The sequence below is a fragment of the Burkholderia sp. AU15512 genome, assembly GCF_002223325.1.
Lineage (GTDB): Bacteria > Pseudomonadota > Gammaproteobacteria > Burkholderiales > Burkholderiaceae > Burkholderia.
The window spans coordinates 234,977-247,277 of sequence record NZ_NKEX01000005.1 but is presented as its reverse complement, the minus strand read 5'-3'; the positions used below and the strand labels follow the sequence as shown (position 1 = coordinate 247,277).

Here is a 12,301-nt window from a genome sequence, read left to right as displayed (position 1 = left end):
TCCTCTATTTACAGTTATTTCTGTACAGACAGAAATAACGACCCCAAAAAAAGCGGGCTGGCTGCCCGCACCGCGTGTCCTGCTTACTTCGACGGCTTGCGCCTGACCGTCTGGCTGATCTTCGCGCCGATGCCGAGCGCCTTCATCAGCGTATCGGGCTTGAGCCGCAGCATCTCGTCCGACCAGGTCGTGAGCGTCTCGACGAACTGCAGCGTGTCGCGGATGCGTTGCTCGGTCTCACGGCTCTCGTTCGCGATCTCGGGATTCGTCAGGCAGTCGCGCAGCACCGTGAGCGTCGGCTCGATCTCGCGCTGCCGCCGCCCTTCGACGATCAGCTTGAACAGTTCCCAGATGTCGGTCGACGTCTCGAAGTGGTCGCGGCGGTCGCCCAGCACGTGCACGACTTTCGCCAGCCGCCACGCCTGAAGCTCCTTCAGGCTCGTGCTGACGTTGGAGCGCGCCACGTTGAGCGTCTCGGCGATCTCGTCAGCCGCGATCGGCCGGCCGGCCAGATAGAGCAGCGCGTGGATCTGCGAGACGGTGCGGTTGACGCCCCACCGCGAGCCCATTTCGCCCCAGTGGAGAATGAATCGTTCGGCAATCGGTGTGAGTTCCATGACGTGAAATTTAGGCATTTCAGTTATTTCTGTCAAGAGAGAAATAACCGGACGAGCCGCCCGGTTCCGGAAGCGTCCGCCCGCGATCGGCCGCTTCCTTTACAATGCGCGGGATTTTCCGAATTCAGGCCGTCCCAGCCTTTCTGACTAGAGTAGAGGTTTCCATGATCATCAAACCGCGCGTGCGTGGCTTCATCTGCGTGACGACTCATCCGGTCGGCTGCGAAGCCAACGTCAAGGAACAGATCGACTACGTGACTTCGCACGGCCCGATCGCTAACGGCCCGAAAAAGGTGCTCGTGATCGGCGCGTCGACCGGCTACGGCCTCGCCGCCCGGATCTCGGCCGCCTTCGGCGCCGACGCGGACACGCTTGGCGTGTTCTTCGAGCGTGCCGGCAGCGAGACGAAGCCGGGCACGGCCGGTTGGTACAACACCGCCGCGTTCGAGAAATTCGCCGCCGAAAAGGGGCGCTATGCGCGCAGCATCAACGGCGACGCATTCTCCGACAAGGTCAAGCAAGTCACGATCGACACCATCAAGCAGGATCTCGGCAAGGTCGATCTCGTCGTCTACAGCCTCGCGGCACCGCGCCGCACGCATCCGAAGACGGGCGAAACCATCAGCTCGACGCTCAAGCCGATCGGCAAGACGGTCACGTTCCGCGGCCTCGACACCGACAAGGAAGTGATCCGCGACGTCACGCTGGAGCCGGCGACGCAGGAAGAGATCGACGGCACCGTCGCCGTGATGGGCGGCGAGGACTGGCAGATGTGGATCGACGCGCTCGATGAAGCCGGCGTGCTGGCCGACGGCGCGAAGACCACCGCGTTCACGTATCTCGGCGAGCAGATCACGCACGACATCTACTGGAACGGCTCGATCGGCGAAGCGAAGAAGGATCTCGACAAGAAAGTGCTGTCGATCCGCGACAAGCTCGCCGCGCACGGCGGCGACGCGCGCGTGTCGGTGCTGAAGGCGGTCGTCACGCAGGCCAGCTCGGCGATCCCGATGATGCCGCTGTACCTGTCGCTGCTGTTCAAGACGATGAAGGAAGCCGGCACGCACGAAGGCTGCATCGAGCAGGTGTACGGCCTGTTCAAGGACAGCCTGTATGGCACGACGCCGCACGTCGACGAAGAAGGCCGCCTGCGCGCGGACTACAAGGAGCTCGATCCGCAGGTGCAGGCGAAGGTCGTCGCGCAGTGGAACCACGTGACGAACGAGAACCTGTACGAGCTGACCGACTTCACCGGCTACAAGACCGAGTTCCTGCGGCTGTTCGGCTTCGAGATCGCCGGCGTCGACTACGACGCGGACGTGAACCCCGACGTGAAGATCCCGGGCATCATCGACACCACCGTCTGACGGTACGGCCCGCCGCCCCCGCTGCACGCGCAGCCGGGGCAGCGGGCTCGGGATACCGGCGGCTTCAACGCGGCGCCGGTTCTTCCAGATAAACGCCCGACGACAGCGTGGCCTTCACCTGCCGCGTGAACTCGTCGGTCGACACTTCCTCCTCTCCCGCCTCGATCGCTTCGTACGCCTGGCGCACGACGTCGGCCGGCGTCGCCTTCGGCACGTCGAGGCCGGCCGTCAGGTCGGTGTCGATGAAGCCGGCATGCAGCCCGACGACCTGCGTGTGCTGCTCGCGCAGCGAATGGCGCAGCCCGTTGGTCAGTGCCCACGCAGCCGATTTCGACACGCCGTAGCCCGCCAGGATCGGCCGGTTCACCCAGCTCGCGACCGACAGGATGTTCAGGATCGCGCCGCCGCCATTCCCGGCGAGGCTGCCCGCGAACGCGCGCGACATCGCCAGCATCCCGAACACGTTGGTTTCGAAGTGATCGCGCAACGCGTCGGGCGCGCCGTCGTCGGTCAGGCTGCCGAGCCGCGCAATGCCCGCGTTGTTGATCAGCAGCGTGACGTCGCGGGCGGCATCGGCCGCCGCGGCGACGGCTGCCGGATCGGTCACGTCGAGCTTCACCGGCACGACGCCCGGCAGCGTCACGGTGGCCGGATCGCGCGCCGCCGCATAGACCTTGCGCGCCCCTCTCGCCAGTGCCTGCTTCGCGAACTCGAGCCCGAGCCCGCGGTTCGCGCCCGTGATGAACACCACTGCACCTTCGATCTTCATGTTCGTTCCTTTCGCATGATGAATCGCATGCGCGCCGGCTCGCCGCGCGCCTGAGATCCGGTGGAAAACCAGCCTGCCCTTGCTTACCGAACCGTGGCGCCGCCGCCGGCAGACGGCGAGCCGCCCGCTGCCCGTGACCCGGCGGCGCCCAAGACCCCGACCGATTGCCATCCGGTGTGCCGGCCGCGGCTTTGCGCCCGCCGCCAAGTCGGCTACACTCGATGTCAATGTCGATCACCATCGTCTTTGCGGTGCATTGTGTTCTCGCCCCTCGGGCATGTCAATGGTGATCGCCATTGTGTTTTCCAATCGACGCGATCGACAAAATCAGGGAGGGATCTATGGGCGTGTCAAGACAGCAGGCTGCCGAGAACCGGAGCGCGATCGTCGCGGCCGCCGAGCGGCTGTTCCGCGCGCGCGGCGTCGACGCGGTCGGGCTCACGGAGCTGATGAAGGAAGCCGGCTTCACGCAGGGCGGCTTCTACAACCACTTCAAGTCGAAAGACGCGCTGGTGGCCGAGGTGATGGAAAAGGCGATGCAGGACCGCGCGGATTCGCCGAACGCCGGCAGTCTCGACGCGCAGGTGGCGTTGTATCTGTCGGCCGCGCATCGCGACAACGTCGAGGCCGGATGCCCGCTGTCCGGTTTCGCGGGCGATGCGCCGCGCCTGACCGACGCGGCGCGTGCATGCTATGCGCACGGCCTCGCCACCTACCTCGATCGGCTGGAACGGATGGTGGCCACGGAAGGCGCGACGTCGGCGCAGACGCGTCGCGATGCGGTCGCGGTCTTCAGCCAGATGGTCGGCGCGCTCGTGCTATCGCGCGCGATCGCCGGCACCGATCCGGCGCTGGCCGACGAGATCCTCGCCGCCGCGCGGGAGACGCTCACCGTTGGGCGCGACGCTCCGGGCGCGCGGGTGTAGCCGCGCCAAGACGTCATGGTGCGTCGGCCGGTGCCGCGTGTCGGCGTGCGCGGTGATGGTTCAACGTCTCGCCGCGCTATTCGACCGCCCGGGCGGCATCCCACAGCGGCTGCGCACCGCGCGCCGCATTCCAGGCGGCAAAATGCGTGCGCCATGCTTCGAACGGCTCCGCCAGCGGGTGGCGCGGATCGTCGCTGAGCGAATACGCCATCCCTTCGATCAGCCAGCGCGGCCGGGTCGCGACGGCCAGGTTGCCGAGCACTTCGGCCTGCCGGTGATGGATCAGCTCGTGCGCGAGAAAGTAGGTCTGCCAGCCGCGCGGTGCGATCACCACGCCGAAATTCCCGAGCGTCAGCGCCGCGCGTTGGCCCAAGCCGAACGCATCGGCGCACGCTCGCGTCGAGCAGAACACGACGCGCGGCGCCGCCTGGAATGCACCGACGGCCGCCGCCGCGCGCGCATAGCCGTCGCGATAGAGCTGCCGCGCGTCGCCGAGCTTCGCGGCATCGTCCGTGCAGATATCGGCGCTCGGGCACGACACACCGGGGACCAGCGCGGGCGCGACGACGCGCAACGGCTTGACGAGCGCATACGCGGCAATCGGCAGCGCGACGAGCAGGCCCGTGAGGGCGAAAGCGACATGGGAGCGTTTCATCGGGGCGGTGGTTCCGGGGCGTTCTCGTTCTGCTGAAGTCTTCCTGCGTGAATATATCGGACCGGCGATGTCCGCGGCCCTGCTCGATTCTCGAACGGCGCCTTGCCAATCAGGCAACAGGCCCCGTGCTGGCCTCGCCGGCACCCGTCATCCGGCGGCTCCAGCGAACACCCAGCCACAGAAGCGCGACACCGCACACGAACAGGAGCACCTCGACCAGCACGGTATCGACATGCCAGTACCGCGTCAGCAGCACGGCGGCGAGGTCGAACAGGAAATGAAACGCGATCGCATACGCGAGCCAGCGCTTCGTGCCGCGGACGAATGCCTGCAGCACGATCAGCGACAGCCCCACGTGCGCGGCCATGGCGCTCACACGCTCGAACAGCGCGAGTAACGGCGACGCAAGTGTCATGCCGGAGAACTGCGACCCGATCAGCGACTGCGCGCCTTCAGGCACCACGACGCCTGCTCGCGCGAGCAGGTAGGCGGCAGCGAGCGCGATGAATCCGACGCCGACCAGCAGCATCGCTTCCAGCCCGCCGTGCCCGAGCCCGAGCATCACGGCCGTCGGCGCATCATGTCGCTTCGGCAGCAGATACCGGAAAGCGACCCAGCGCCCGCACTCCTCGAAGATGCCAGCCGTCAGCGCCGCGAACACGAGCATCGTCAGGTGCCAGCGGGGATCGTGCGCGAGCCAGCGGAACAACGGCACCTGCCACGACAGGCGCAGCACCGGCTGGAACACGAAAAAGGTCAGCATCCCGTAGAAAAACACCCGCAACGGCACCTGCGTGCGGCGCCGCCATGCGACCGCGAGCAACACCGGCGCGGTCAGCGCCACGACACCCGCCGCGAGTGTGAGGAACAGGAGCGCCGGGGCGACGGGATGCATGACGAATGCCGTTACCCGAGCTGCTTGTGGAAATACGTCGTCGCACAGAGCGTGCCGTCGGGCATCAGCGCATAGTTCGGCACGACACCGACACGCTGCCAGCCGGCCCGCTCGTACAGCCGCTCGGCGTCGCCGCCCGTCACGGTGTCGAGCACGAGCACGGTCTTGCCCGCGTCGCGTGCGGCTGCATCGGCCGCCGCCATCAGCCGCGCGGCGATGCCCTGCCGGCGCGCGTGCCGCGCCACGAGCATCTTCGAGATATCGGCGCGATGCGGCTGGTTCTCCGGCTGCGCGGTCACGACCTGCACGGTGCCGACGATCCGGCCGGCCGCGTCCTCGGCAACGAGCAGGATGCGCTCGCCGTTCGCGACGCCGTCGGCGACATTCGTCCAGAACGCGACGGCCGTCGCCCGCTCGATCGGCAACATGAAGCTGACGGACGCGCCGCCCTCGACGCAATCGATCAGCACGTCGGCCAGTGCTTCGACACAGCGCTTCGCTTCGCCCGCGCCGACGCGGCGGACGGTAACGGATTCGGTCATGCCAACTCCGGTAGTCAGTTGGGCCGCACACGCGGGTTCGGCGTGCGCCCAGATGGGAAGGAACACCGGCCGGCCGTCGCGGCTCGCGCAACGCCGGCAGGCGCTCGGCAACGCCGCAACGGGTCGGCGCGTGTTACCGCCCCATCATCCTACGCGACGATAAATTCCGTTGCATCGCCGTTCGCCTCCCCTATACTTAGCCACATGGCTAACTTTCAACCGGGCATCAGCGACGTTTTCCACGCCCTCGCCGATCCGACGCGCTGCGCGATCGTCAGCATGCTCGGCCACGGCGAACGGACCGTCTCCGCGCTGGCCGAACCGTTCGACATGGCGCTGCCGTCGTTCATGAAGCACGTCGCCGTGCTCGAGCGCAGCGGTCTCGTCCAGACCCGCAAGGCCGGCCGCTCGCGCACCTGCACGCTGGTCGGCAGCCGGCTGACCGAAGCCGAGGCATGGCTTGCCGAGCAGCGTGCGCTGTGGGAAGCCCGATCCGATCGTCTCGTCGAATTCGTCGAACGCCGTCACCAGGAGGAGCAAGATGTCAGCCAGCCCCGTCGACCCCGTTGAAGCCCACGATCTCGTCATCACGCGCACGCTGCGTGCGCCGCGCCACGCGCTGTGGCGTGCATGGACCGACCCCGAACTGCTGAAGCAATGGTGGTGCCCGAAACCGTGGACCACCGAAGTGCGCGCGTTCGACCTGCGGCCGGGCGGCGCCTTCCACACCTACATGCGCGGCCCCGATGGGGGCACCAGCGACAATCCCGGCTGCTTCCTCGAGATCGTGCCGGAATCGCGCATCGCGTTCACGTCGATGCTCACGGGCGGCTGGCGGCCGCAGGCGCCGTGGATGGGCTTCACCGCGATCATCACGATGGCCGACGACGATATGGGCAGCCGTTACGAAGCGCGCGTGATGCATCCGGACGCCGCCACGCGCGAGCGCCACGAAGCGCTCGGCTTCTTCGAGGGCTGGAACACCTGCATCACGCAGCTCGACGAATTCGCGGCCGCATTGCGCTGAGCCGAGCGCGACCGCGTGTGCGGTCATTGCATGCCGCCGTTCGCGCGCCTAGGATTCCTGAAGGAAGCATGACGACACGCCGGCCGCCGGCGTGCACCGTCGTGCGCACGCCGCGGGAGGCCACATGTTGCACACGCACACGCATTCGACCCGGGTCAGCCGGCACCTGAACGCCCCGCGCGGGCGCGTCTACCGCGCGTTGCTCGATCCGCACGCGGTCGAGCAATGGAAGGTGCCCGACGGCATGACGTGCCGCGTGCATGCGTACGACGCACGCGAAGGCGGTGCGCTGCGGGTATCGCTGAGCTACGACGCGCCGTCGGCCGGCGCCGGCAAGACCACCGCGCGCACCGATACCTATCACGGCCGCTTCGTCACGCTCGTGCCGGACGAGCAGATCGTCGAGATCGACGTGTTCGAGACCGACGATCCGATGCTGCGCGGCGCCATGACGATCACGATCACGCTGTCCGACGAAGCCGGCGGCACGCGCGTGGACGCGGTGCACGACGGGGTGCCGCCGGGCGTGCCGGCCGCCGACAACGAGACCGGCTGGCAGATGGCGCTGGCGCGGCTCGCGGCGCTGGTGGAAGCTGGATGAGCCAGCGCCGCGCCGGGGCCGACGGCGCGCGTCAGCCGAGCCGGTAAGCGTGCGTGACCGTGCCGCGGAACAGCGCGTCGCGCTCGTCCGGGCTCGCCTGCGCGGTCAGCCGCTTGAACGCATTCCAGCCGTTCACGAACGAATACGAGCCCTTGTCGACCGGGAAATTGCTCTCGAACATGCAGCGCCCGGGGCCGAACGCGTCGATGCAGGTCATCATCCACGGCTTCCACGTGTCGGCGAGCTGCGCGGAAGACGGCGGCCGTTCGCCCTTCTCGAAATCGAAACCGTTGATGCGCATCCCGAGCCCGCCGACCTTCACGTACACGTTCGGCAGTTGCGCGAGCGTGCGCATCGACGCCGACCAGCGCGCGAACACCTCCGGCCGCTTGTCGGCATAACTGGCGATCCGCACGACACCGCCGCAGTGATTGACGATGACGCGCGTGTCGGGGTTCGCCTTCGCCAGTTCGAACAGTTCGGGCAGTTGCGGAAAGAACAGCCACGCGTCATACGACAGCCCGAGCGGCGCGAGCTGCGCGACGCCCGCCCGGTACGCGGGATCGAGCAGCAGCCCGCGCGGCACCGCCGACAGCGGATTGGCGAGCGTCGGATCGGCGTCCCAGGTCGTCAGGTGACGAACGCCGCGGAAGCGCCCGCGACCGGCTTCGAGATGCGCTTCGAGCACCTCGCGCACGCGTTCGCCGAGACGCAGGTCCGCGTGGCCGACGATGCCTTTCGCGACCGCCACCGGGCCGTGCTGCAGCGGTTCGGTCACGCCCGCGACGTAGGCCGTCTCGCCCACCGGTTTCAGTTCGGCCGGGCCCGAGTCGCGATAGCGCGTCTGCGCCTGCATGTAGACGGACGCCTGGATGTTGTGGCCCGAGCGCGCATCCTGCAGATAGTCGTCGAGCATGTAGATCCAGCCCGGCCGCTCATAGAAGTGATGATGCGCGTCGACGATCGGCAGGTCGGGCTCGAGCGCGGGTTCGAGCGCCGACGCGAGCCAGTCGGGGCGGACCGCGAGATAGTTGCTTTGCGTCGTCATGCGGGAAACTCCTTCCTGGGTGGCCGCGCGCGCCTTGGTGAACGCGGGCAGCGCGAGCGAGGCGGCGGCCGCGCCGAGCAGCCGGCGTCGCTTGATCGACATCGTCATATCCATGTCATTCGCTCCGGTCGAACGCATACAACGACAGCGTGAGCAGCGTCGTGATCGCCAGCACGATCGCGAGGCCGAGCATGCCGGCGGTAAAGGTGCCGAAGCTGTCCTTCAGGTAGCCGACGAGATAAGGGCCCGCGAAGCCGCCGAGCGCGCCGATCGAGTTGATCAGCGCGAGCCCGCCGGCCGCGGCCTGGCCGGACAGGAAGCGCGACGGCAGCGTGTAGAAGATCGTGCGGCCGGCGATCGTGCCGATCAGCGCAAGCGTGATGCCGACGAGTGCCGGCCCGAGCGTCAGGAAGTGCGTCGACACGCCGAGCGCCACCGCGCCGATGAACAGCCCGATCGCCAGGTTCGCGACCGGGCCGCCGCGCCGGTCCACGCGCTTCGCCCACCACAGCAGCGCGATGGTCGCGAAGAAGTACGGCACCGCGGACAGCCAGCCCGTCTGCATCGTCGACATGCCGTGCGCCTTCAGCATCTGCGGCAGCCAGATGCCGATCCCGTAGGAACCCATCGTGAAGCCGAACGAGATCAGCGCGAGCAGGTACACGCGCACGTCGCGCAGCGCGACGCCGAAGCGCTTCTTGCGGCCGGCGGCCGCGCCGTCGCGCTCGAACGCACGCTGCAGCGCCGCCCGCTCGTCGTCGGACAGCCACGCGGCATGCGCCGGCGAATCGGACAGCAGCTTCAGCACGAGAAAACCGAGCGCGCACGCCGGCAGCCCTTCGACGATGAACATCCACTTCCAGCCGGCCAGCCCGAGCACGCCGTCGAGCTGCAGCAGCCACGTCGACAACGGACCGCCGATCAGCGACGACAGCGGCGTCGACACGGTGAACCACGCCAGCACGCGCGTGCGGTAGCTCGCCGGAAACCACACGGCAAGGAAGAAGATCACGCCCGGAAAGAATCCGGCTTCGCCGATACCGAGCAGCAGCCGGATCGCGTAGAAACTCGTCGGCCCGGTCGCGAGCGCGGTCGCAGCCGCCATCAGCCCCCACGTGATCATGATGCGGGCAAGCCAGCGCCGCGCGCCGAAACGGTACAGCGCGAGATTGCTCGGCACCTCGAACAAGCAGTAGCCGGCGAACATGATCCCCGCGCCCCAGCCGAACTGCGTCGCGGTCAGCCCGAGGTCGCGGTTCATCGTCAGCGCCGCGAAGCCGACGCTCGTGCGGTCCAGATAGTTGAAGAAGTACGCGAGCGCGAGCAGCGGAATGAAGCGCCACGCGGCCTTGCGCACGGCCCGTTGCTCGAGCGACGCGTCGGTCTCGCGATCGTCGGCCAGTGCCGGGGAAGCGGATGTCATGGTTGTCTCCGTGGAGGGGGCGGCAGCGCCCGTGCGTGGGCACGGCCGGGACGCCTTTGTTCGTTCGATGAATCGCGGCCGCGCTACGCGCTCGCCAGTTCGTTCGGTGACGGCGCGCCGCCCGGCGCCGCATCGTCCGCGCCCTGCTGGCCCGCGACGACGCCGGCTTCGATCAGCGCACGCGCATCGTCCGGCGTGTAACCGAGCTCGCCGAGCAGCGCGCGCGTGTCCTGGCCGAGCGCGGGCGGTGCCGCGCGCAGCCGCAGGCGTTCGCCGGCAAGCGTCAGCGGCAGCAGCGCGGTGCGCGTGTCGACCGGCCGCCCGGCGCTGCTCGCGTCGGCCGGCAGCGTCACGGCCTCGAGGCCGCCCGTGGCGAGCAGGTGCGGATCGTCGAACAGGTCCTGCGGTTTCGTGATCGGCGCGTACGGCAGGCCGTTCGATTCGAAGATCGCGCCGATCTCCGCGGCCGAATACGGCGCGAGCCGCGCGCGCAATTCGGGCAACAGCCACTCGCGCGCCTGCACGCGCAGGTTGTTGGTCGCGAGGCGCGGATCGTCCTTCAGCGCGGTGAGGCCGAACGCATCGCAGAACAGCGCCCACTGCGTGTCCGATACGACCGCGAGAAAGATCTGTTCGTCATCCTTGACTGAAAACACGTCGTAGACGGCCCACGCGGAAATCCGGCTCGGCATCGGCGATGCGGCCTGCCCGGTCACCGCGAACTGCATCATGTGCTGCGCGACGAGGAACACGTTGTTCTCGAACAGCGAACTCTGCACCTGCTGGCCGCGGCCGGTGCGTTCGCGCTGCGCGAGCGCGGCCATCGCGCCGATCGCGCCGAACATGCCGCCCATGATGTCGTTCACGCTCGCCCCCGCGCGCAACGGCCGCCCTTCCGGGCCCGTCATGTATGCGAGGCCGCCCATCATCTGCACCACTTCGTCGAGCGCGGTGCGATGCTCGTACGGCCCCGGCAGGAAGCCCTTGTGCGACACGTACACGAGGCGCGGATTCAGCGAGAAGAGCGCCGGATAGCCGAGGCCGAGCCGGTCCATCGTGCCGCTCTTGAAGTTCTCGCTGAACACGTCCGCGGTCGCCACGAGCCGCAGCACGATCTCCAGCCCGCGCGGATCCTTCACGTCGACGGCAAGGCTCTTCTTGTTGCGGTTGAACATCCCGAAGAAGCCCGCGCCGGAACCGCGCAGCGCGCGCGTGCTGTCGCCCGCGATCGGTTCGATCTTGATGACCTCCGCGCCGAGATCGGCGAGCAGCATCCCGCAGGTCGGGCCCATCACCATGTGCGTCATCTCGATCACGCGCGTGCCTGCGTACGGCAGCGTCGAAGCCGGTTGTTGGTCGTTCATTGCGCGACTCCCGTCAGGCATCCTTCCGGTTGCATCGCGCTCGGAGCGCGGCCGTCCGCGTAACGGAAGCCCTTCGGCAACCCGGCGTCCGGCACATGGCCGTATAGCGCCTCGGCCGGCAGCGCCGCGTGCAGGATCGCGCGCGCGGCGAGCAGCGCGTCGACGTCGATACCCGTGTCGAATCCCATCGCCTCGAGCAGGAACACGAGATCCTCGGTGACGATGTTGCCGGTCGCGCCCGGCGCATACGGGCAACCGCCGAGGCCGCCCTGGCTCGCGTCGATCGTGGTCACGCCCGCGTCGAGCGCCGCGACCACGTTCGCGAGCCCCTGCCCGCGCGTGTTGTGGAAATGCGCGCCGCCGGCCTTGTCGCCGACTTCGCGCTGCAGCCGCAGGAACAGCCGGCGCACCTGCGCCGGATTCGCATAGCCGCTCGTGTCGGACAGCCCGATCTCGTCGACGCCGCATTCGGCCATCGCCGCCGCCATCGCAATCGTCTCGTCGTCGCTCACTGCGCCCGCGATCGTGCAGCCGAACGCGACCGACACGCCCGCCTCGATCTGCACCGACGGAAACCGCTCATTGCGCAGCGCGACGATCGCACGCACCTCGTCGATCATCTGCGCGGGCGTCTTGCGGATGTTCGCCAGCGAATGCGCTTCCGTGACCGAGACCGGCAGCGTCAGCTTGTGCACGCCGGCCTCGAATGCGCCCTCGGCGCCGCGCAGGTTCGGCGCGAGCGCGGCGACGTGCAGCCCGGGAATCGCCAGCGCGTGCGCGACGACTTCGCGCACATCGGCCATCTGCGGCAACAGCTTCGCCGGCACGAACGACCCGACCTCGATCTCGCGCAGGCCGGCCGCGGCCAGCGCGGTGATCCAGCGCAGCTTGCCGGCCGTCGGCATCACGGCCTGGATGCTCTGCAGGCCGTCGCGCGGCCCGACCTCGCTGACCAGCACCTTCGGATATTCGGAAACGCTCATTTGACACCCCATCGTTCTATCTGAAAGAACATCGTTCTGTTTGATAGAACTCTATGCGCGCGTTAAATGGGCGGTAAGCGGGGT

The 12,301-nt window shown here is 68.1% G+C and carries 14 protein-coding genes; 5 read left to right on the top strand and 9 right to left on the bottom strand.

The annotated features are described in order from the left end of the window. Positions 1-83: 83 nt before the first annotated feature. Complete coding sequence (locus CFB43_RS18655) at positions 84-617, bottom strand: GbsR/MarR family transcriptional regulator (RefSeq protein WP_011353812.1); 534 nt, start codon at positions 615-617, stop codon at positions 84-86. 164 nt (positions 618-781) lie between these two features. Here CFB43_RS18655 and fabV point away from each other — a divergent pair, with 164 nt between their 5' ends. Then, positions 782-1,984, top strand: a complete 1,203-nt coding sequence (fabV, locus tag CFB43_RS18650; RefSeq protein ID WP_089428909.1) for an enoyl-ACP reductase FabV — start codon at positions 782-784, stop codon at positions 1,982-1,984. A 64-nt stretch (positions 1,985-2,048) separates the two neighbouring features. On the opposite strand, the gene CFB43_RS18645 is transcribed toward fabV, so the two are convergent. Then, complete coding sequence (locus tag CFB43_RS18645) at positions 2,049-2,753, bottom strand: SDR family oxidoreductase (protein WP_089428908.1); 705 nt, start codon at positions 2,751-2,753, stop codon at positions 2,049-2,051. A gap of 341 nt (positions 2,754-3,094) precedes the next feature. On the opposite strand from CFB43_RS18645, the gene CFB43_RS18640 reads away from it, so the two are divergent. Continuing rightward, positions 3,095-3,679: a TetR/AcrR family transcriptional regulator gene (locus CFB43_RS18640; RefSeq protein WP_089496066.1), complete on the top strand. Its 585-nt coding sequence runs from the start codon at positions 3,095-3,097 to the stop codon at positions 3,677-3,679. A gap of 76 nt (positions 3,680-3,755) precedes the next feature. On the opposite strand, the gene CFB43_RS18635 is transcribed toward CFB43_RS18640, so the two are convergent. The 3 genes from CFB43_RS18635 to CFB43_RS18625 form a co-directional block, all read right to left on the bottom strand. Beyond that, complete coding sequence (locus CFB43_RS18635; protein WP_089428906.1) at positions 3,756-4,334, bottom strand: hypothetical protein; 579 nt, start codon at positions 4,332-4,334, stop codon at positions 3,756-3,758. A gap of 109 nt (positions 4,335-4,443) precedes the next feature. Further along, the gene (locus CFB43_RS18630) at positions 4,444-5,229 is read right to left on the bottom strand and encodes a YhfC family intramembrane metalloprotease (protein WP_089496065.1); all 786 of its coding nucleotides are present in this window, start codon (positions 5,227-5,229) and stop codon (positions 4,444-4,446) included. Positions 5,230-5,240: 11 nt separating this feature from the next. After that, on the bottom strand, positions 5,241-5,771 hold the full coding sequence (locus tag CFB43_RS18625) for a GNAT family N-acetyltransferase (protein WP_089496064.1): 531 nt from the start codon (positions 5,769-5,771) through the stop codon (positions 5,241-5,243). A gap of 204 nt (positions 5,772-5,975) precedes the next feature. On the opposite strand from CFB43_RS18625, the gene CFB43_RS18620 reads away from it, so the two are divergent. The 3 genes from CFB43_RS18620 to CFB43_RS18610 all read left to right on the top strand — a co-directional run bounded on the left by CFB43_RS18620 (position 5,976) and on the right by CFB43_RS18610 (position 7,399). Next, positions 5,976-6,341 (top strand): ArsR/SmtB family transcription factor, encoded by a 366-nt coding sequence (locus CFB43_RS18620; protein ID WP_089428903.1) that lies wholly within the window; start codon positions 5,976-5,978, stop codon positions 6,339-6,341. Further along, positions 6,313-6,798, top strand: coding sequence for an SRPBCC family protein (locus tag CFB43_RS18615; RefSeq protein WP_089496063.1), 486 nt, complete (start codon positions 6,313-6,315; stop codon positions 6,796-6,798). The genes CFB43_RS18620 and CFB43_RS18615 overlap by 29 nt, the downstream gene beginning before the upstream one ends. A gap of 124 nt (positions 6,799-6,922) precedes the next feature. Continuing rightward, positions 6,923-7,399, top strand: a complete 477-nt coding sequence (locus tag CFB43_RS18610) for an SRPBCC family protein (RefSeq protein ID WP_059684055.1) — start codon at positions 6,923-6,925, stop codon at positions 7,397-7,399. A gap of 31 nt (positions 7,400-7,430) precedes the next feature. Here the strand turns inward: CFB43_RS18610 and CFB43_RS18605 are convergent, their stop codons facing one another. The 4 genes from CFB43_RS18605 to CFB43_RS18590 all read right to left on the bottom strand — a co-directional run bounded on the left by CFB43_RS18605 (position 7,431) and on the right by CFB43_RS18590 (position 12,217). Continuing rightward, positions 7,431-8,555: an amidohydrolase family protein gene (locus tag CFB43_RS18605; RefSeq protein WP_089496173.1), complete on the bottom strand. Its 1,125-nt coding sequence runs from the start codon at positions 8,553-8,555 to the stop codon at positions 7,431-7,433. Between the two features lie 7 nt (positions 8,556-8,562). After that, entirely contained in the window at positions 8,563-9,870 is a 1,308-nt protein-coding gene (locus tag CFB43_RS18600; protein WP_089496062.1) for an MFS transporter, read from the bottom strand. Between the two features lie 83 nt (positions 9,871-9,953). Then, complete coding sequence (locus tag CFB43_RS18595; RefSeq protein WP_089496061.1) at positions 9,954-11,234, bottom strand: CaiB/BaiF CoA transferase family protein; 1,281 nt, start codon at positions 11,232-11,234, stop codon at positions 9,954-9,956. Further along, positions 11,231-12,217, bottom strand: a complete 987-nt coding sequence (locus CFB43_RS18590; RefSeq protein WP_089496060.1) for a hydroxymethylglutaryl-CoA lyase — start codon at positions 12,215-12,217, stop codon at positions 11,231-11,233. Before CFB43_RS18590 ends, CFB43_RS18595 begins: the two co-directional genes overlap by 4 nt. Positions 12,218-12,301: the final 84 nt, after the last annotated feature.